The organism is Iodidimonas sp. MBR-22 (assembly GCF_029946565.1).
Taxonomy (GTDB): domain Bacteria; phylum Pseudomonadota; class Alphaproteobacteria; order Sphingomonadales; family Rhodothalassiaceae; genus Iodidimonas; species Iodidimonas nitroreducens.
The window spans coordinates 65,068-83,651 of sequence record NZ_JARKVQ010000002.1; the positions used below are offsets into that span (position 1 = coordinate 65,068).

At 55.3% G+C, this 18,584-nt stretch carries 18 protein-coding genes; 12 read left to right on the forward strand and 6 right to left on the reverse strand.

Features of this window, described 5'->3' with window-relative positions; translation table 11 throughout:
• Nucleotides 1–65: 65 nt before the first annotated feature.
• The 3 genes from QK300_RS02120 (at nucleotide 66) to QK300_RS02130 (ending at nucleotide 3,634) form a co-directional block, all read left to right on the forward strand.
• A complete protein-coding gene (locus tag QK300_RS02120; protein ID WP_281300202.1) occupies nucleotides 66–1,289 on the forward strand; it encodes a hypothetical protein in 1,224 nt (407 codons plus the stop codon).
• Between the two features lie 358 nt (nucleotides 1,290–1,647).
• Nucleotides 1,648–2,961, forward strand: a complete 1,314-nt coding sequence (locus QK300_RS02125; RefSeq protein WP_281300201.1) for a flagellar hook-length control protein FliK — start codon at nucleotides 1,648–1,650, stop codon at nucleotides 2,959–2,961.
• A gap of 16 nt (nucleotides 2,962–2,977) precedes the next feature.
• Nucleotides 2,978–3,634 (forward strand): flagellar hook capping FlgD N-terminal domain-containing protein, encoded by a 657-nt coding sequence (locus QK300_RS02130; RefSeq protein ID WP_281300200.1) that lies wholly within the window; start codon nucleotides 2,978–2,980, stop codon nucleotides 3,632–3,634.
• Nucleotides 3,635–3,731: 97 nt separating this feature from the next.
• Here the strand turns inward: QK300_RS02130 and QK300_RS02135 are convergent, their stop codons facing one another.
• The 5 genes from QK300_RS02135 to QK300_RS02155 are packed head-to-tail and all read right to left on the reverse strand — an operon-like array spanning nucleotide 3,732 to nucleotide 7,251.
• Nucleotides 3,732–4,220, reverse strand: a complete 489-nt coding sequence (locus QK300_RS02135; protein WP_281300199.1) for a hypothetical protein — start codon at nucleotides 4,218–4,220, stop codon at nucleotides 3,732–3,734.
• A gap of 15 nt (nucleotides 4,221–4,235) precedes the next feature.
• Nucleotides 4,236–5,000 carry a flagellar basal body L-ring protein FlgH gene (flgH, locus tag QK300_RS02140; protein ID WP_281300198.1) on the reverse strand — a complete coding sequence of 255 codons (765 nt, stop codon included), beginning with the start codon at nucleotides 4,998–5,000 and terminating at the stop codon, nucleotides 4,236–4,238.
• Nucleotides 4,975–5,658, reverse strand: coding sequence for a flagellar basal body P-ring formation chaperone FlgA (gene flgA / locus QK300_RS02145; protein WP_281300197.1), 684 nt, complete (start codon nucleotides 5,656–5,658; stop codon nucleotides 4,975–4,977). Before flgA ends, flgH begins: the two co-directional genes overlap by 26 nt.
• A 28-nt stretch (nucleotides 5,659–5,686) precedes the next feature.
• Nucleotides 5,687–6,472 carry a flagellar basal-body rod protein FlgG gene (gene flgG, locus QK300_RS02150; RefSeq protein ID WP_281300196.1) on the reverse strand — a complete coding sequence of 262 codons (786 nt, stop codon included), beginning with the start codon at nucleotides 6,470–6,472 and terminating at the stop codon, nucleotides 5,687–5,689.
• 44 nt (nucleotides 6,473–6,516) lie between these two features.
• Nucleotides 6,517–7,251 carry a flagellar hook-basal body complex protein gene (locus QK300_RS02155; RefSeq protein WP_281300195.1) on the reverse strand — a complete coding sequence of 245 codons (735 nt, stop codon included), beginning with the start codon at nucleotides 7,249–7,251 and terminating at the stop codon, nucleotides 6,517–6,519.
• Between the two features lie 101 nt (nucleotides 7,252–7,352).
• Here QK300_RS02155 and QK300_RS02160 point away from each other — a divergent pair, with 101 nt between their 5' ends.
• The 6 genes from QK300_RS02160 (at nucleotide 7,353) to QK300_RS02185 (ending at nucleotide 15,313) form a co-directional block, all read left to right on the forward strand.
• The gene (locus QK300_RS02160; RefSeq protein ID WP_281300194.1) at nucleotides 7,353–9,350 is read left to right on the forward strand and encodes a hypothetical protein; all 1,998 of its coding nucleotides are present in this window, start codon (nucleotides 7,353–7,355) and stop codon (nucleotides 9,348–9,350) included.
• A 45-nt stretch (nucleotides 9,351–9,395) separates the two neighbouring features.
• The gene (gene motA, locus QK300_RS02165) at nucleotides 9,396–10,286 is read left to right on the forward strand and encodes a flagellar motor stator protein MotA (RefSeq protein ID WP_281300193.1); all 891 of its coding nucleotides are present in this window, start codon (nucleotides 9,396–9,398) and stop codon (nucleotides 10,284–10,286) included.
• Between the two features lie 24 nt (nucleotides 10,287–10,310).
• Nucleotides 10,311–11,315 (forward strand): flagellar motor protein MotB, encoded by a 1,005-nt coding sequence (locus QK300_RS02170; RefSeq protein WP_281300192.1) that lies wholly within the window; start codon nucleotides 10,311–10,313, stop codon nucleotides 11,313–11,315.
• A gap of 141 nt (nucleotides 11,316–11,456) precedes the next feature.
• On the forward strand, nucleotides 11,457–12,740 hold the full coding sequence (locus tag QK300_RS02175) for a flagellar hook-basal body complex protein (protein ID WP_281300191.1): 1,284 nt from the start codon (nucleotides 11,457–11,459) through the stop codon (nucleotides 12,738–12,740).
• 41 nt (nucleotides 12,741–12,781) lie between these two features.
• On the forward strand, nucleotides 12,782–14,245 hold the full coding sequence (flgK, locus tag QK300_RS02180; RefSeq protein WP_281300190.1) for a flagellar hook-associated protein FlgK: 1,464 nt from the start codon (nucleotides 12,782–12,784) through the stop codon (nucleotides 14,243–14,245).
• A gap of 9 nt (nucleotides 14,246–14,254) precedes the next feature.
• A complete protein-coding gene (locus QK300_RS02185; RefSeq protein ID WP_281300189.1) occupies nucleotides 14,255–15,313 on the forward strand; it encodes a flagellin in 1,059 nt (352 codons plus the stop codon).
• Nucleotides 15,314–15,415: 102 nt separating this feature from the next.
• On the opposite strand, the gene QK300_RS02190 is transcribed toward QK300_RS02185, so the two are convergent.
• Nucleotides 15,416–16,225, reverse strand: a complete 810-nt coding sequence (locus QK300_RS02190) for a response regulator transcription factor (protein WP_281300188.1) — start codon at nucleotides 16,223–16,225, stop codon at nucleotides 15,416–15,418.
• A gap of 337 nt (nucleotides 16,226–16,562) precedes the next feature.
• Here QK300_RS02190 and QK300_RS02195 point away from each other — a divergent pair, with 337 nt between their 5' ends.
• The 3 genes from QK300_RS02195 (at nucleotide 16,563) to flgN (ending at nucleotide 18,472) form a co-directional block, all read left to right on the forward strand.
• The gene (locus QK300_RS02195; RefSeq protein WP_281300187.1) at nucleotides 16,563–17,603 is read left to right on the forward strand and encodes a flagellar basal body P-ring protein FlgI; all 1,041 of its coding nucleotides are present in this window, start codon (nucleotides 16,563–16,565) and stop codon (nucleotides 17,601–17,603) included.
• 63 nt (nucleotides 17,604–17,666) lie between these two features.
• Complete coding sequence (locus QK300_RS02200) at nucleotides 17,667–17,945, forward strand: rod-binding protein (protein WP_281300186.1); 279 nt, start codon at nucleotides 17,667–17,669, stop codon at nucleotides 17,943–17,945.
• Nucleotides 17,942–18,472 carry a flagellar export chaperone FlgN gene (gene flgN, locus QK300_RS02205; protein WP_281300185.1) on the forward strand — a complete coding sequence of 177 codons (531 nt, stop codon included), beginning with the start codon at nucleotides 17,942–17,944 and terminating at the stop codon, nucleotides 18,470–18,472. The genes QK300_RS02200 and flgN overlap by 4 nt, the downstream gene beginning before the upstream one ends.
• Nucleotides 18,473–18,584 lie beyond the last annotated feature (112 nt).

Below are 18,584 nucleotides of genomic sequence, written 5' to 3' on the forward strand. Positions count from 1 at the left end.
GATTGAGCCGCAGGCCTTCGCCATGGATAGTCGTTTTTCCATGATAAAAGGCTGTGGGGGCTTCAGTGATAAAGCGCGCTACACTCAACCGGATTTTGGCCTTATGGGCCGGGCTGTGCCTGATTTTGGCGATGATCCCTTTTTTGGGATTATCCATTTCGATACCGAAACATCCCAATATTTTATTCGGCATTTCATGGTTTCTGTGGGCGCTTATGCTGATCTTGTCTTATCGGCAGCAGGCCATGCCCTTTTTGGTGACGGCGGTTTTTATGGGCTTGGGATTGCTTTTTCTCAGCATTTTTGAAGCCGGGGATCCGCCTCGTTTTCTGGCGCTTTTCAGTCTGGTCTTTCTGGGTTTTTGGAGCCTCGCTTATGGCGTGATGCATGATCACAATCGCACATCTTTCCCTAAAAGGCGGTTTTTTGCCGGGCTTGCGGTGGCTTTAGGGGTGTTTTTGGCCGTTTTTTTTCCGCCTTTATGGATCGGGGATGTTCTGGGCGGTTTTCTTTTGCATCCGTTTTTTTCCGCATCATCGGTGTTTTCACTTTTCCCCGATCTGGGCGGGCTGATTTTGGTGATAGCCTTAAGCGCGCATTTGTTTAAATCTGAAAAAGGGCCGATGCTGGATGATCGGATTACCCTTTTGCCTGCAGTGACGCTTTTTTTTCTGGCGCTCAATCAAAATGTGGATCAATCCCTTGCAGCTTTTCAGGGGGCTTTGGCGCTTTTTTGTGCGGCTTTCGGTATGGTTTTTTGGACCTATCAAAACCGGCTGATCGATCCGCGCACGGGCCTTTATCGAAAAGCCGCCTTAAAGCCCTGTCTTGCGGCCCTTGAGCAGCCTTTATCAGCCCGCTTTCGCTTTAAGGGGCGGGCAGAAATCCAATTGGCTTTTGGCTCGGAAACGATCAGGGATATGGAGCATTTGCTGGCGGCCCGCCTGCGCTCTTTCGGCTCTTATGGGGCTTTTCAATTGGCGCAGGATGAATATCTGGTGCTGATGCGGGCGATGCCGATGGCGCATCTGGAAAGCCGGGCGGAAGATTTCGCGGCATCCATCAGGGCCTATCCCTTTCGCATTCGGCGGCAAAACAGGCCCAGCAGGCTGGATCCGGATGAAGCCGAGGAAAAGCGCAAGGCCTTTCATTATTATGGCCCCCAGATCCATCTGGAATTTTTTCTCGAAGCGGTAGCCGCAGGCGCGCCTGAGACCTTTGACCCGGAGGGAAAGTGGGGAGACAAGACAGGCGATTTTCCCTCAAAACATCTAAAATCCGAGATTTAGTACGGGTTTAATCCGCTCATCATAGGCTGATCATCATTCTTATGGAGGGGATATTATGCCCATGCCACCGGGTTTCGCGACTGCCGAGACAAGACCTGTCCCACGGCCGTTGTCCGAACAGAAAGATCGCCTTGGTTCGCGGGACGAACGGCCGTTTGCGCATCTGATGGAGGCGGCAAAAGATGCGCAGCGCCGCCCGGAAAAGGCCAGATCGGATGATCAGCGCATGCCTGCACCTGCCCGCACGGAAGCTAAAGTTTTAGAAAGCGGGATCGAGCCAGGCAGGGTCGCGCCCAATGAAACCGAGAGAGCCGCGCCTCTTGCTTTAGCAGATAGCAGCAGGCCCCAAAATAAGAGTATGGAGGCCCCTAGCGGCCTGAATCTGATGCTGGGCAATCCAGACACTTTGGCGGCCCCAGATATTTTGACAGCCAAAGGGCCGGGGCGTGATCAGATCATTGCCGAGGCTCTGCCCGATCCGTTGAGGCAGCCGCTCATCAGCAGCCCCAATCCAGAGACACAGATCATAGCGGCTGAGCTTGGCGGCATGGCAGATGAGGGCGGGCCCATTCTAGCCGCATCGCTCGTGATGCCGGCAGCCCAGCCTTCGGGGGAAATACCGCTGATCGAGGGGCCATCGGCTGATCTGCCAAGGCAGGGCATGGCCAGCGATCTTGTTCCCGCACCTGTTCCGATGCCAGCCGCTTTATCGCCTGTCCCCGCACCTCTATTTCAGGGGCTAAGCCAAGCCGTGGTGATCAATGGGGCGGCCACAGCGATACCAGTGCAGGCCATTCCAGCCCAGCCCGGCCCAATGCAGCCGCTCCCTGTGCTTCCAAATGGGGCGGCGGCGCTGCCCTTAGCACCTGCCCCTGCTGCTCCTGTCATCGCAGATGGCACGATCATCAACCCAACCGCAGCCGCATCCAAAGGCAGTTCAGCCGGGGCTTTGGCAGCGTCTTTGGACGTACCACCATCACCGCCGTCACCGGCATTGCCACCATCGCCTAAAGGTTTTTCGGCTGTGGCGGCATCAGCTTCCTTCATTCCGGGTGGCATAGGCGAGGCTGGTTTCCCATCTTCATCCTTTTCGGCTTTTAGCGGGGGCGGCGCGTTTTCATCTGGTGCGGCACCGGGCGGGCTGGCCTCAGCCGCTCTGCCCGCCGCCCCGGCGATTGCCAATCAGATCATTGCACAGTTGAATGGCTCGGCGCGCCACAGCCTGTTACAGGGCCAAAGCCACATGCGGATCAGCCTTCATCCATCGGAATTGGGGCAGGTGGATGTACGGCTTACCATGCGGGATGGCAGGATGACCGCGCATCTTTTGGTTGATCGCCCTGAAACGCTGGAGCTATTGCAAAGCCAAAGCCGCCATCTGGAAAAAGCCCTGGCCGACCCGGCAGCCCGGGCTGATGACCGATCGGAAACAAAGCTGGAATTATCGCTCAGAAATGACCGGGGAAATGACCGGGGCCATGATCGGGGCGGGCAATTTGGCGGCTATTTGGGCGGCTCGGGGGGTGATCATCCTGATCGATCGGATCGCGCCGCTGCAACGACCATAGCGGGTGCTTTAGCGCCATCAGACCTAGAGGCGACAAGCAATGAAAACAAGGCTGCACCGCTTTTATGGGGGCGGCGCGATGGCCATGTGGATGTAAAACTTTAGACAAGGATCAAAGCTGATGGATATCACCAATACATCATCTGTAGGCAGCGCCACCACGAATGCCCTGAGCGGGGATATCAATACCTTCCTGCAATTGCTCACCGCGCAATTACGCAATCAGGATCCCCTCAATCCCGTGGATAATACCGAATTCGTTGCCCAATTGGCGCAATTCAGTCAGGTGGAACAGCAATTGGAATCCAATAGCAGCCTGAAATCCATTCTGGATGTGATGAAAGGGCAAAGCCTGAGCGATCAGATCGCTTTCATGGGGCAGATCGTGGAAGCCAGAACCGATCGTTTGCCTCTGGGCCCGGATGGCGCGCAAATTCAATATCGCCTTGATAATCCCGCCGATGCGGTAACAATCACGATTTTGGGGCCGGGTGGGGAACCCCTTGCCACCCTGCCCGGATCGGTGGAAGCCGGGGCGAATACCGTGCTTTGGGATGGCCGGGGCGAGGATGGCATCGCTTTGCCCCCCGGCAGCTATGCCATTGCTATCGAAAGCCTGCGCAATGGGCAGATGACCCGGGTTGATCCCGTGATCGCCGGGGTGGTGAGCCAGGTGCGGGTGAATGAAGCGGGTGAGGCCGATCTGATCTTGTCGAATGGGCTGAGCGTGCCAGCCGATCGCATCACCCGGGCTTCAGCCCCCATCGCCCCCCTCTAGGCCCGGCGGGCTGAGGAGTGCTGCTTTGTTTTGAGATCAAAAAAACCCCCGTTCATTAAACGGGGGTTTTTCATGTCCGCATAGGGAGTTTTAAAGTTTATGAAGGGCGGGGTTGCAGCATCAGACGGCTGAAATGAACTGAGGCGATGTGCTCAGCCCCCAATCGGCTGTTCATGTCGCGGCGCAGAAATTCCGATAACAGATCAGGCTGCTGGGCATTTTGCAGATCAAAAACCCCCCGCGCCGCCAATTGCATGAAACCCGCCAAGGCTTCATGGCGCACACGGGGCATATGTCGCAATAAAAAACCGGCGCTTTCAGTGCTGGAGGCACCTAAGCTGATTTCGGCCAGCAAAAAGGCTTTCACCTCATTGTTCAGATCATGAACGGGGATCACCAACTGGCCCATCTCCAGATAGCTGTTATCGGATGGTAAAGCGGATTCTTTATCATCCCCACCTTCGGCCTTTTGATCTTGGGTCTTATCCGGGTTTGTAAAATAGCCAACCCCATAACCCCCAAGCCCCACCAAAAGGCCAAGGATCACAAGAGGATGGGTGAGCACTTGTTTATAAGGAAGGGGCATGGTGCAGGGCCTTTGTCAAAAGGGAAGGATGATATCCAGAAATTCCTGACCATAGCGGGGTCTTTGAATATCGCTGAGCACGCCACGGCCGCCATATTGAAACCGGGCTTCGGCAATCTGGTCATAGCGAATGGTGTTATCGGTGGCGACATCTTCGGGGCGGATGATCCCGGCGATGCGGATTTCGCGCAGTTCGGAATTCACGCGCAATTCCTGTCGTCCGGAAATCACGAAATTCCCATTCGGCAATTCCTGAATGACGATGGCCGCCACCCGCAAACGGATTTCTTCTTCTCGGTCGATCCGGCCCGCTCCATTATGCTGGCTGTTGCTATTGAGATCGATGGCGGACGAAGGATCAAAGCTATTGGGCAGGGCCCTATCCAATTCGCCGGGCAGGCCAAAAAATCCATCAAGTCCCAGATCAGTATTGGCGGTACGGCTTTGGCGGGTGGAATTGCTTAATTCCGCTTCATCATCGATATCGATCACCACGGTTAGAAGATCGCCGATGGATTGGGCGCGCAGATCGCGGAAAAAGGTTTTTTTGCCCGCCGTCCATAAAGCATTGGGCGGCAATGCCTGATCGCTCATGGCGGGCAGGGGGTAGCTGACAACATGATCCTCCCGGCGTTGCTGGGGATCTTCAACCGGGGCCATTTGCGGATCTTCGCCGATCCGCCCCAAGCGCCCGGAACAGGCGCTGAGGCTGGTGCCAAGGCTTGTGAGTAGGATGGCTTTGAAAGCGGCGGATTTAAAAACTGACTTCAACATGGCCATGACCGATAATCCTTGCTTCAATGACTTTCTTGCTGGCGATATTCATCACCTGCACCATTTCGTTCAGCCCGCCATCGGATAAGGCGCGCCCTTTGCCGGTGATTTTCATTTGCGAAGACGCATAAGAAATCTCTACGAGGCTATTGCGGCTGACGATGGTGGGTGCACCGATCTGGTGGGCTTCGATGGGGCGTCCTGCGGGCAGTGCACGGCGGGCCTCCTGGCCGATCAGATCCCTGCCATCAAGCACAGCATCGGGCGATATGTCAGATAGCCGCAATGGCTCGCGCACAAGATCATTAGCTGTGATCCTTTCCCCGGGGCGGATGGTGCGGGTTGGAACGGTGGCAGGCTTTTCGACATAAGCGCGGCCATAAATCCGGGCAAGATGGCTGCCGGTATTGATGAGCGCGCTGAAACGCCCCGAGGCGCGGTCGAAATCGATCTGCTGGATGGGCATGGTCTCGGTGATGCCCTGGCTTACCGCCTTCACGGTCAGGGTTTCATCCGCATTGAGCCTCATGTCATGCTGGCTCAGGATGTGCTCGGCTAATCGGGCTTCCAAAGCGATGTCAGCCCATGCGGGATGCGCGGGATAAAGCGCGAAACATCCGCAGATAGCAAGGCGGACTATGCTTTGCATAAGGGATCGAGCCATGGCGTTCTTTCCTTGATGCCTTAAAAATCTAGCGCAGATTGGTCACGGTCCGGGCCATTTCATCGGCGGATTCGATGATTTTGGAATTCATTTCATAGGCGCGCTGCACAGTGATCAGATTGGTGATTTCCTCAACGATATTGACATTCGATCCTTCAACGAAGCGCTGGCGCAAGCGCCCAAACCCTTCTTCCCCGGGAATGCCCAATTGCGGATCGCCCGAAGCGGCCGTTTCGCGAAAAAGATTATCGCCCAAAGCTTCCAGCCCCACTTCATTGAGAAAAGCGACAAGGGTGATCTGCCCCTGAGCCACGGGATCATCCTGCCCATCGACCACGGCAAACACCTCGCCCGAGCGATTGATGATGATATCCGTCGCTTCCTGGGGGATGAAAATGCCCGGATCGATCTGGAAGCCTTCATTGGTGACAATTTCGCCCTCATCGGAAAGCTGGAAATTGCCGGCCCGCGTATAGGCGGTTTCCCCATCGGGCAGGGTTACGGCAAAAAATCCCCGGCCTTCGATGGCGATATCAAGGGGATTGGATGTCTGGATCAACGATCCTTGGGTGCCGATGCGGCTGACGGCGGCGGCTTTTACCCCCAATCCCAATTGCACCCCGGCAGGCACGATGGTGCCCGCATCCGAAGAAAAGGCACCCTGCCTTGTTTCTGTCTGGTACATCAGATCGGTAAACTCGGCCCGGTTGCGCTTAAAGGAAGTGGTATTCACATTGGCGATATTATTGGCAATCACCTCGACATTCATTTGTTGTGCCATCATGCCGGTGGCGGCGATTTTCAAAGCTCTCATGGCGGGTCTCCTCAGAAAAATTGAAAGGGTTCAACGCTGCGGAATTAGCTTCTGCGGCCAAGCCGGCTGATGGCTTCACGCTTTAATTCATCACCATTTTCAATGAATTCCGTGGCCTGCTGAAAGGCGCGGGAAATATCCATCATGCGCACCATTTCCAATATCGGCTGCACATTGGATTGCTCCAACGATCCCTGAATGAGGGTGCTTTGCAAAGCCGGTTGCGGCGGTGCTACGGCGGCATAAAGGCCATCGGCGGCGCGTGTCAGACTTTGATCTTCAGGAAACTGAACAAGGCCGATCTGGCCGATCTGCTGTTCGAATTCCCCCAGCTTTTGGGAAATCATGCCATCTTTTGCAATCTGTATCGGCCCGCCTTCTGGGTCGATGGCAATGGGGGCCTCGTTGATATCAAGGATGGGCAGGCCGCCAATGCGGGTGACCAGAACCCCATCGCGGGAAATCGCCATCCGGCCATCCCGGCTGTGCAAAACGCCTTGGGGGGCATCCACACTCAGCCAGCCTTCCCCCATGATCGCCAGATCGAGGGGATTGCCCGTTTCATCCAGATTGCCTTGGCGCACATCAAGAAAACTTGCCTTATCGATCACAAAAGACACCGGATCAGATAGCCCGGCTTTCTCCATAGACTGATCAAAAAGGGTGCTTTCGCCGCGATAGGCCACCGTGCCGGCATTGGCGATATTATGCGCCACGATGTCAAAGCTGCGTTCCAAGGCCACTTGGCGCGACAGCCCCACATAAAGCGATGTATCCATGATCCACTCTCTGAATTTGAACCTGAATTTAATGTACAGCACGTAGTTTAAATCGAAGTTTCAAATCAAAAGGCCATCGCACTTAGTAAAGAATTGAAAAAATGATGAAAAATTTAAATAAAAAATTTGTCATTAAATTTTATGTATCACTTTTGTGCTTATTTTTTGCGGCGCATCCCCATGGTGTTTTTGCACAATCTACGCCGGTGCCTCGGCTCAAGCCGATCAAGGCTGAGGGGATAGCGGCTGTTGCTGATAGCAATCGGCCCTCCTCATCTTTATGGGCGCTGGGGATGCAATATTGCCGCTTGCCCATAAAAGCTCCCATAAGTGATCCCATCATCCCGCCGACATCATCGGATCGCAGCTTTCAGGCGCAGCGCGCTGCCTATCATGTCGCTTTATCCAGCAATGATGAGGGTTCTTTGGCCTATCAAATGGCGCTCAAGGAGCTCGCCCGTTTTTATTTCGGCCATGCCATGCTGGCTGAAACTCTGGCGGTTTTGCGCGATGATCCCGCCCCTGATGCGTCGATTTTAATGGCGTCGCAGATCCTGCTCGACCGCCCCATGGATGAGGCCGGATGGGCGGCATGGCTGGTGGATGGGGATCGCGATGCCTGCTTATGGGCGGCGGTGCAATCGGCTTTGAAAGGCGGGCCTTTGGCCGATCATCTTTGGCTAGGGGCGGCCTATCAGCGCCTTGCCGCCTATCCTTTATGGTTGCGCGGGCGGCTGATGGCGATCTTTGCAGAGTCGCTGGTGGAAACGGGCCGGGTCGAGGAAGCGGCGGAGCTGCTCGGGGCGGAAAGCTTGCCTTCCCGGTTATCTGAACCCCGGATCTCTGAACAGACGAAAATTTTGCCAGCCGATCAGGCCGCCCTTTTGCTGATCCGGGGTCGGATCGCCGAAGAGCAGGCCTTATATGAAGAGGCAAAAGCCCTTTATCTGGAAGCCATGGCCGGGGAAGGGAGTGCCGCTATCGAAGCGCGCTTGCGCTTGCTGTTGATGGCGGCAAAGCGCCGGGACATAAGCATGCCCCAATTGATCACAGCCCTTGAGGCTTTGCGTTATGATTGGCGCGGCGATGAAATCGAAGCCCAGGTGATGCTGGCTTTGGCCGGAGCCTATCAGCAGATGGGGCAATCCATTGAAAGCGGCCATGTTTTGCATGATGTGATCACGGCTTTTCCGGGCAGCCTGTGGGCGCTGGTGGCGCGGGAAAAATTATCCGAACTGGTTCATGCCCTGGTCAAGCCAAAGAGCGATGACGCGATCCCGGATGCAGATCGATTGGTGGTGATCGATTTTCTGCTGGCAAGTCATGATGATCATGAGCCGGGGCTTATCCAACGTGAAATCACCCGCTATTCCAGCCATTATCTGATGGCGGCGGGCCTGCCCATGGCGGCAGCCCGCATGATGCAGGCCTATCGCGCCGCGATCAGCCCACAGGAGGCAGATGCCTTTGCGATCAGCCATGCTCATGCCCTGATGGCGGCATATCAGCCGGATCAGGCTGCGGCCATTCTGGATGCGGCCAGCCCGCAAAAGCCACCCTTGCTGGCCGAGGTTGATCCATTATGGCTTGAAATCAGGATCGCCATTGCCCGCGATGAGCAAAGCCGGGCCGCCGGGCTGATTGCCGCTTATGAAGCGGAAAATCCACTGGGTGCTGCGGATTTTTATTGGCAGATCAGGGCTTGGGCGAAGGCGGCTTCGGCCTATGATGCGGTGATGGGCGATGCGGACCCGATGGCCCTGTCCCCAAATCAGCGCCGACGCTTTCTGGTGGGGTCATATCTGGCCGGAAACAATCTGGCCCAAAAAAATCGGGTCCAGAAAAATCTGGCTCCCCATGATCTATCGGCAGGGAATGCAGCCCTTTATGCGGCCCTTTATGGTGCTGACCTAAAAGCGCCGTCAACGCTCGCGTCCCAGCCTTCTGGCGATGGATCATCCCCCGGGGCCGAACCTTTGAGCCATGCCGAGATGCTGAGGCAGGACCTGCCGGACATCACGGCGTTGGGCACGGTCATCGAGCAGATCGCCGCAGATATTTTAAATCAGCAACAAGATTTCAATGCGGCAGAAGGCTGAGGGGGTGACGCTCATGCCGCGAAAGCCGCAAAAGGAGGACAAATCATGAATATGATTATCGGCGCGATCATTGTGATCGTCAGTGTTTTGGGCGGCTTTGCAGCCCTTGGCGGGCATGTGGATCTGTTATGGCAGCCTTATGAAATTCTGATCATCGTGGGGTCGGCCATCGGGGCCTTTACCATTGGCAATCCGCGCCGGGTGATCCGCGATACCGGCCGGGCGCTGATGGGGTTATTGGGAAATAACAAATATAAGCGCGCCGATTATCTGGAATTACTGTCTTTGCAATTTGCTCTTTATAAGCAGGCAAAAGCCAAGGGCATGATGTCGTTAGAACGCGATATCGATGATCCTTTCTCCAGCGATTTGTTCAATAAATTTCCCGGCATCCTGAAAAATGAACGCGGTCTTTTGTTCATTACCGATTATCTGCGCCTGATTTCATTGGGATCGGAACGCGCCCATGAGCTGGAAGCCCTGATGCAGGAAGAAATGGAAACCATGCAAAGAGAGCAGGCCCAAGCCCCAAAGGCCCTGCATCGGGTGGCGGAAAGCTTGCCTGCACTGGGGATCGTGGCCGCCGTTTTGGGGGTGATCAAGGCGATGGGGGCGATCAATCAGCCGCCTGAAATTCTGGGTGGATTGATTGCCGGTGCTTTGGTCGGCACCTTCATGGGGGTGATGCTGTCTTATGGCTTTGCCTCGCCGGTGGCGGTGGCGATCAAAACCCGGCGCGAGGAAGATCTGAATTATTTCACCTGCATCAAGGCCGGGCTTTTGGCCTATCTCAACGGCTATGCGCCCCAGATTTGCGTTGAATATGCCCGCAAGGTTCTGATCACCGAAATGCGCCCCAGTTTTTATGAGGTGGAAGAAGCGACGATGCTGGCGGTGGCGATGAACAGAAAACAGGAAGAACAGGCGGCGGCCTGATCTGAAATCTTGAAAGGGTGAACCATGGCCAAAAAACCGGATAATCTGATCATCATCCGCCGTCCGAAATTATCGGATGATGATGATGGCGAACATGATGGCGTGTGGAAAATTGCCTATGCCGATTTCACCACGGCCATGATGGCGTTTTTTCTGGTTTTATGGCTCGCCACCATCACCACCGAAAGCCAGCGCGATGGGCTGACCGATTTTTTCAATCCGGTTTCGGTGTCTCGCTCCAATTCAGGGGGGGAGGGCATCATGGGTGGACGCTCCGTGGATCAGCAGGGGTCGCTCACCTCTCCCCATGCCGAAGGCGACCGCAGCCTGCCGGTCTCATCCCCGCCGGTGGAAGCCGAAATCGGCAGCGAAGCCCGGGCCCCTTATCTGGGCGATGATCTCAGCCTGCCTACAGGCAATGAGGCAAGCATGGATGCGCGCCGCCTTCTGGCCGAAATGGATGAAGGCGTGAAAGCTGAAATGCGCAGGATCAAAACCATGGCAGAAAGCGAGACCACAGCCATGGATGGGCTTGAGGAAGCAATCCTGAATGCGATCAAGGCCGAAGACGATTTGACGGACCTGCTTTCGGTGATGCTGTTTGAACGTACACCTGAAGGATTGTTGATCCAGATCACTGACAAGCAAGGCTTTGCGATGTTTGCCACTGCACAATCCCAGCCCGGAGAACGCGCGGTGCTTCTGCTTGATCTGGTGGCCCGGGCTTTGCGGCGGGTGGATAATCCGATCATCGTGCAGGGCCATACCGATGGCGCAGGTTATTCGGCAGAAGCTTTTGGCAATTGGGAATTATCGGCAGCCCGCGCCAATGCGGCCCGGCGGCTTTTGGAATCCGGTGGGGTGGCAGGCGATCGGATCAGGAAAATCGAGGGGATGGCTGATCGCGATCCCCTGATCATGGATCGCCCCCTTGATCCGCGCAATCGGCGGATTGCCATTCATGTTTTGCGGCAAACACCCTTGGCGGTGAATCTATTGCCGGAATTTTCCAATAAATACCGCCGTTGAACAAGCATAAGAAGGCGGGGTGTGCTGGATAGGCAAATAAATATCTAAAAATATCAGTAAAAGTGAAATTTCATCGCAGTTTAAAGTGACGGGCCTAGTCTTGGGAGAGCGATGAATGAACCCCATAGAGGAGTAGACGACATGAGTTTGGGAAGCGCATTGCAAGCCGGGGTAAGCGGTCTTTTGGCCCAGGCCACCAGATTAGCGACCATTTCCGATAATCTGGCAAATTCTTCTGTGGTTGGCTTCAAACGATCGGATGTTGATTTCACATCCTTGTTCGTGGGCACCGGCGGCGGTAGCAGCTTTGCCGCATCAGGCACCATTCCTAATGTTCGCACCGATATTTCCTTGAATGGAACCATCACCACATCAAGCGGCAGCACCGATCTGGCGATTGCCGGACGCGGCATGTTTGTGGTGACATCGGATGTTGCGGGCACCGGGGCCAATGAATTCGCCCTTACCCGGGCCGGGCAGTTTTCCCCTGATGCCAATGGCTTTTTGCGCAATAGCGCGGGCTTTGTGCTTCAGGGCTTTGCTCTCAATCCTGATGGCAGCTTTGCCGCAGGGATTCCCAGCCGTGATACATTTGGCAGCTTGCAGCCGGTTAATATCAATGCGTTCAACAATATCGGCACCCCCACAACCCAATTGGGCCTGCAGGGCAATCTGCCGGCGCAATTGACCGGGCTTGCCCCGCCCCCCGGCCCGCTGGTGACATCGGTGGAATATTTCACGCCTTTGGGCGCCGCCCAAACCCTGACCCTTGAATGGCAGGCCACGGCCACGCCCAATCAGTTTAATCTCAGCATCACGGATTTCGATGGCACAGCTTTGGGCACGGTCACCATCGATTTTGATGATGGCATCACCCCCGGTGTCACGGCGGGATCGCCCGCAGCCTTTACCACCGCGCTTCCCGAAGCCAATGGGGTTGTGACCCTGACCGTTAATGGCGGGCAGGTCATTGAATTATCCCTGGGCAATGTGGGGGGCTTGAACGGGATCACCCAATTTGTGGGCGATAATTCGGTGCGCGCGCCCGTGCGCGATGGCACCCCGGCAGGGGAATTGCGGGGCGTGGAAATCGGCGATGATGGCACGGTTTTCGCCATCTTCGACTCTGGGGCAAGGCTCGCCTCTTTCATCATACCGGTGGCGGATCTGGCCAATCCCAATGGCTTGCAGCCTATTGATGGGAATGCCTTTCAACTGACCAGAAATTCAGGAACCTTTCGTCTGTTCAATCCCGGGGAAGGCCCCAGCGGGGAATTGCGCAGCAATGCTCTGGAAGTGGCGAATGTGGAAATCGCTCAGGAAATCACCTCGATCATCGAAACCCAAAGGGCTTATTCCTCGAATGCCACGGTGATCCGCACCGCCGATGAAATGCTGGAAGAAGCCACCCGCCTGAAACGTTAAAATCTTTTAATGCGGGGCTTTAAGCGAAAGGGAGAGCGATCATGAGTTTGACACTGGCCTTGTCCAATGCGCAATCCGGCTTGCGGGCAGCGCAGCAGCAGATTGCCACCACATCGGTCAATATTGCCAATGCCAGCACGGAAGGTTTTGTGCGCAAGGATGTGTCGCTCAGCTCATTGGTGCTTGGGGGCGTGGGATCGGGTGTGGTCTCCAGCCAATTGCGCTCGCCGGTGGATCAGCAGCTTGTGCGCGATATCCGCTTTCAATCCGCACTTACAGCCGGTGCCGAAGTGCAGGCCGAAGCCTTGGGCCGCTACAGCTTTCAATTGGGCGAACCGGGGGAGGAGCGATCCATCCCCTTTCTGATCGAAGGTTTGGCCGATGGCTTCAGGGCCTTGTTCGATGCCCCGGCCAGCCCCAGCGCGCAGCGCGGTGCCTTGAATGCGGCCAATGCATTGGTTGATGGCTTTGGCGCTTTGCAAGATACCCTCAATGCCGAAAGGCTGACGGCGGAACAGTCTATTTCCTTTGCGGTGAGTGAAGCCAATGAACGGCTTGGGCGGATCGAGGATCTGAACCGGGATATCCGGCAGGCCGTGGCTTTGGGCGAAGATGCCTCGGATCTGCAGGATGAGCGCGATCGTCAGCTTGATGGCTTGTCCAGCCTTATGGGGATACGCAGCTTTACCCGTGAAGATGGGGAAATGGTGGTCCTCAGCCGCGAAGGGGTGACTTTGGTGGATGGCAGGGCCCGGCAAATTGATTTCACGGCTGTGAGCGCCATGCCTCCCAATCTGGTTTTCGGCGCGGGATTGAGCGGGCTGAGTGTTGAAGGGATCGAAATCACCCCCGGCGGTGGCGACCCCACATCAATCCAATCGGGCCGTTTGGCGGGGCTTTTTGCCCTGCGCGATGAGGTGTTCCCTGCCTTTCAAGCCCAGCTCGATGGGCTGGCCAGTGGGGTGATCAACAGCTTTCAAAATGCCGATCCCAGCGTACCGGCTGGCACGCCGGCTTTATTTACCGATGCCGGGGGCGCCCATGATCCGGCAGCCTTTGCCGTGGGGTTGGCGGGCCGCATCGCCGTGAATAGCGCGCAGGTCGATCCGGCGCAGGGGGGTGTTCTCAGTCGTTTGCGCGATGGTGTGGGGGCGATTGTGCCGGGGGCCAGCGGGGATAGCAGCCAGATTGCCAATTTCCTTGATGGCCTGACCGGCACCACAAGCTTTCCCCCCGGCACAGGGCTTCCCACGTCGCAAACTTTACTGGGCTTTGCCGCGGCCATGGTGGATCAGCAGCAAACGCAAAGAGTGGCAAAAGAGCGCGATGCCGGGTCCAGCGCCATTGTGCGCGATACCCTGATGAACCGCCTGGTTAATCAAACCGGGGTGAATGTGGATGATGAAGCCCAAAGGCTTTTGATCATCGAACAGGCCTTTTCCGCCAATGCCCGGATCATTGCCACGGTTCAGGCGATGTTCGATGAGCTTAATCGTATCAGATAGGATGGCAAGATGATCAGCTTACCCCCTTCAACCCTGGGCGCGCAGATGAGCAGCGCTTCATTGGTGAAAAATCTGCAATCCGATATTGCGCAATTCCGGGAACAATCGATCACCGGCAATAAGCTTGATATGGCGGCCGATGGCCCCGGCCAATCAGCGCTTTTGATCGGTTTGCGGGCGCAATTCAGCCGGATCGAAAGCGATATGCGGTCTTTGCAAAGCTTTCAAAGTCGCGCGGATTTAAAGCAACAGGCGATGCAATCTGTTGAGGGCAGCCTGACCGGGGTGCTGACCATTGCCGCCACCGGGCTTGATGATCTGAATGAAACCATGCGGGTAAGCCTGCAAACCGCAGCGAAAGGGGCGCTTGATGAGTTGATCGCCTCTTTCAATGTCAGCGATGGCCAGCGCTTTTTATTCAGCGGCATTGCCACGGATCGTGCGCCCATGCAGAATTTCAACCAGATCAATCCGGGCACCGGCTTTTCGCCGGCTCAGGTGATCGAAGATGCTATTGCCACCACCCCGCCGGTGGATGCGGCCAGCGCCACGGCGTTCTTAGCCTCCATCGATCAGATTTTTGCTGATACCGCGGCGGCAGGCACCAATTTTGAAGAAACCTTTTTCAATGGGGCGCCCACCGGCAGCCCGCCATCGCAGGCGCGGATTTCCGATCAGGTGATTGTTGATTTCGGCCCCGAAGGTAATGATCAGGCCCTGCGCGACATCATCAAGGGGCTGGCGGTTTTTGCAAGCTTTGATCCGGCAGCTTTGCCCGATGATGCCTTTCCGGTTTTGATGAAGGGGGCCTTTGATGCCTTGTCATCGGGGCTTGATGCCTTGCGCTCGGGCGCGGCCCGCCTTGGCGAGCAGCAGCGCCTTGCCCAATCTTTGGAAGATCGCAATGGGGCCCTGAAAACCATGCTGAATGAGCGTGTGGTGAACCTTGAAACCGTCGATCCCTTTGAAACTCAGGTGCGTTTGCAGGCGCTGATCGGGCAGTTGGAAACCTCTTTCACCCTCACCGCCCGGATTGCCAATTTGTCGCTGGTCAATTTCATCCGCTGATCGGGCGGCTTTTCGCCATCTTTTTCATGAAAAATTCACAAAAAACCCCCTGCCAGATCACTGGGCGGGGGGTTTGTCATTTTGTGCTATAAAGCTATGATTTCAAATAGCTTTTTGGAATTGTGGTCGGCTGATCTGTGCGATGCTGATCGGTGCCTTCACCATCGTGGGAAGCCGGATGGCGGGGGTCTGCTCGCAGGCCTTGCCGAATCGGGTGCGCCCGGCGCTGGTTTTTTGGGGTAGATCGAATTTATAACCGCGCCCATAAACGGTTTCGATATATTGCTGACCGCCTGTGGCATCGGCGATTTTTTTGCGCAACTTGCAGATATAAACATCGATCACTTTATCGTGGGGCAGCATATCCACCGTGCCATAAACGGCATTATACACCGATTCCTTGGAAACGACGCGTCCCGATTGCTGGGCCAGATGCATGAAAATGCTGTGTTCGCGGTGGCTGAGCTTCAGCCGCCGGCCTTTGACATCGGGATCGCGGCCATCCAGAAAAATGGTGAGATCGCCAATCTGAAGATTGCTTTTGTTTTCACCAAAACCGCGCCGCAAAATCGCCCTGATTCGGGCGGCCATTTCATCGCCATTGATGGGTTTGACCACCACATCATCGGCCCCGGCAGCCAAAAGATCGGCAGATTGGCGGGCATTTCTGAAGGGAAGCAGTGGAATGATCGCGGCTTTCAGATTGCACTGCCGCAAGGTGGCGACGATATCGATTGGGCAGGCAATATCGCCTAAAATAACGGCACCATAAGCATCGAGCCCAAGCTGTTCCTGATCAAGACCATGCAACAGGCGTGGGTCCATCAGATCCGTGGGAAATTTGGCGCGTTCCATGGCATTGGCGATGGATCGTGCGGTTTCTGGATTGGTTTCGAAAAGCAAGGCACGCATAAGAACCCCCTTATTTGCGGCTGTTATCACATAAAATTTCGTGTTTTTCACCTGACACGCGATTTTACGAATACAGATGAATAATCGACACAACCATATTAAGTAAAGATAAATAGAAAATTATAAATTAGATCAAAAATTTGACATTCTAAACGATAAACAAGCATAAAATTTTAACAAATAGGTATTTATAACCTATTTTAAAGTTTGCGCTTTAGAGTGAGTGTCATTGGATCAGTTTTTACATAGGTGGAACGTGGCCAGTTTTTCTAAAAATTTAATTTTCATTCTTTTATTTTTTTTTGGGATATCCGCCCAAATCGCTCAGGCGGCGCAGGTGCGGGTCAAGGATATCACCAGCTTTGAATCCGTGCGTTATAACCAGCTCATTGGCTATGGCCTTGTGGTGGGGCTGCCCGGCACGGGGGATCGCCTGACCAACACCCCCTTTACCGAAGTCAGCATCATCAGCATGTTGCTGCGTTTGGGGGTGGCTGTTCCGAATGCCAATCTGCGGACCCGCAATGTTGCGGCGGTGATGGTTACGGCCCGATTGCCTGCTTTTGCCCGCAATGGTTCGGCGATCGATGTTTCGGTGGCGGCGATGGGGGATACCACTGATCTGCGAGGCGGGATGCTGCTGGCCACCCCATTATTGGCGGCTGATGGCCAGGTGTATGCGGTGGCCCAAGGGCAGCTTTCGGTTTCCGGCTTTGCCGCGGGCGGCAATGCGGCCAGCGTTACCCGTGGGGTTCCCACCATCGCCAGCGTTGCCAATGGGGCTTTGGTGGAACGCGAAATGGGGTTCAATCTTGATGATTTCAGAAGTTTGCGGATGCGCCTGCGCAATCCCGATTTCACCACCGCTTTGCGTGTAGAGGCGGCAATCAACAACTATTTCGATGCGCGAATTGCCAAGGCTGAAGATTTATCGACCATCGTGATCGCCGTGCCTGAGCGCTTTGAAAGGCGTGTGGCCCAATTTTTGGGCGAGGTTGAGGCTTTGCGGGTTGAGCCGGATCAATTGGCTCGGGTGGTGATCGATGAAAATTCCGGAACCATCGTGATCGGGGCCGATGTCAGGATCAGCGAAGTGGCGGTGACTTTGGGGTCGATCACCATCGAGGTGAATGAACAGCCGGTCGTCTCGCAGCCCGCACCCTTTGCCCAGCAGGGGGAAACGGTGGTGGTGCCGCGCACCAATATCGGGGTTGATGATCAATCCGAAGCGCGTTTCCAGCTTTTGCCCGAAGCCCCCACCTTGCAGGAACTGGTGGCGGGCCTCAATGCGCTGGGGGTTGGCCCGCGGGATGTGATTTCCGTTTTGCAGGCCATCAAATCGGCCGGGGCGCTTCATGCGGAACTGATCATAGAATAAGGAAAGCCGATGTTTGATCCCTTAGCGCCTATCAATGCGTCAAGCCTTGCACAGGCCTCTCCTATGTCTGCTCAAAGCCCGGCGCCCCTCGATGAAAAAGCCTGGGGCGTGGCCAAGGAATTTGAAGCCCTGATGATGGGCCAGATGGTGGAGCAGATGTTTGCGGGCCTTGATCAGGGTGGCTTTTTTAGCGGCGGCTATGGCGAGAAAATGGCCCGGGGCATGCTGAGCGAGCCTTTGGGAAAAGCCTTGTCCTCAGCCGGCTCTTTGGGCATTGCCGAAGCAATTTACCGAGATATTTCAGGTATTTATCAATCCTATGACACAATGGGTGATGCATGATGATGGGTTTGCGCTCGATCTTGAAAGATTTCACTGGCAAAAAGCCTGAAACACAGGATGCCCCCGCTGTTGAGCCCACCCAAAGCGATGGGGCTGAAGGGGCGGATGATCAGAATATCTCTGAACATGAAGCCGCCTTTTTGCAGGATATGGATCAGCTCATCGCAGTGCTGGAGCAGGAGGGCAGCTATCTGGCAGCCGGTAGGATCGAGTCTTTGGCCGGGCTGCAATCTGAAAAGGAAAAGGCGCTGGATCAGTTGATTGTTGCAGCGAAAAGTTTTCGGGAAAGCGCTGATACAGCCGGATGGACCGTTTCGGAACAGCTTTTAAAAAAGGCCGGGCAGTGCGATCAATTGGCCGAGGAATGCAAGCATAAGCTGGAAGCGCATAAACATGCCGTGCTGCATTTGCATAGTTGTTTCATGATGGCTCTGGAAAAAAGCCATGCCGATGGCACCTATGCCAAAGATGGAACCCTCTCGCGTCCGGGCAATCTTTCGCAAAAAGGGCTGAATACGCGGCTTTAGGGGCTGGCTCTAATAGGCATATATGAAGTTGTCGTGCCCGTTCTTTTTTATAGAGCGGGCATGATCTTTTATGATTTGATGCGTAAATACCTAAAATTCCATTTTTTAATTC

What these genes read in the sequence shown, in the direction of transcription:
- QK300_RS02125 (WP_281300201.1), top strand. Translation starts at nt 1,648, where the DNA reads ATGGAGGCCCCTAGCGGCCTGAATCTGATGCTGGGCAATCCAGACACT.
- QK300_RS02130 (WP_281300200.1), top strand. Translation starts at nt 2,978, where the DNA reads ATGGATATCACCAATACATCATCTGTAGGCAGCGCCACCACGAATGCC.
- QK300_RS02135 (WP_281300199.1), bottom strand. Translation starts at nt 4,220, where the DNA reads ATGCCCCTTCCTTATAAACAAGTGCTCACCCATCCTCTTGTGATCCTT.
- flgH (WP_281300198.1), bottom strand. Translation starts at nt 5,000, where the DNA reads ATGGCCATGTTGAAGTCAGTTTTTAAATCCGCCGCTTTCAAAGCCATC.
- flgA (WP_281300197.1), bottom strand. Translation starts at nt 5,658, where the DNA reads ATGGCTCGATCCCTTATGCAAAGCATAGTCCGCCTTGCTATCTGCGGA.
- flgG (WP_281300196.1), bottom strand. Translation starts at nt 6,472, where the DNA reads ATGAGAGCTTTGAAAATCGCCGCCACCGGCATGATGGCACAACAAATG.
- QK300_RS02155 (WP_281300195.1), bottom strand. Translation starts at nt 7,251, where the DNA reads ATGGATACATCGCTTTATGTGGGGCTGTCGCGCCAAGTGGCCTTGGAA.
- QK300_RS02160 (WP_281300194.1), top strand. Translation starts at nt 7,353, where the DNA reads ATGATGAAAAATTTAAATAAAAAATTTGTCATTAAATTTTATGTATCA.
- motA (WP_281300193.1), top strand. Translation starts at nt 9,396, where the DNA reads ATGAATATGATTATCGGCGCGATCATTGTGATCGTCAGTGTTTTGGGC.
- QK300_RS02170 (WP_281300192.1), top strand. Translation starts at nt 10,311, where the DNA reads ATGGCCAAAAAACCGGATAATCTGATCATCATCCGCCGTCCGAAATTA.
- QK300_RS02175 (WP_281300191.1), top strand. Translation starts at nt 11,457, where the DNA reads ATGAGTTTGGGAAGCGCATTGCAAGCCGGGGTAAGCGGTCTTTTGGCC.
- flgK (WP_281300190.1), top strand. Translation starts at nt 12,782, where the DNA reads ATGAGTTTGACACTGGCCTTGTCCAATGCGCAATCCGGCTTGCGGGCA.
- QK300_RS02185 (WP_281300189.1), top strand. Translation starts at nt 14,255, where the DNA reads ATGATCAGCTTACCCCCTTCAACCCTGGGCGCGCAGATGAGCAGCGCT.
- QK300_RS02190 (WP_281300188.1), bottom strand. Translation starts at nt 16,225, where the DNA reads ATGCGTGCCTTGCTTTTCGAAACCAATCCAGAAACCGCACGATCCATC.
- QK300_RS02200 (WP_281300186.1), top strand. Translation starts at nt 17,667, where the DNA reads ATGTCTGCTCAAAGCCCGGCGCCCCTCGATGAAAAAGCCTGGGGCGTG.
- flgN (WP_281300185.1), top strand. Translation starts at nt 17,942, where the DNA reads ATGATGATGGGTTTGCGCTCGATCTTGAAAGATTTCACTGGCAAAAAG.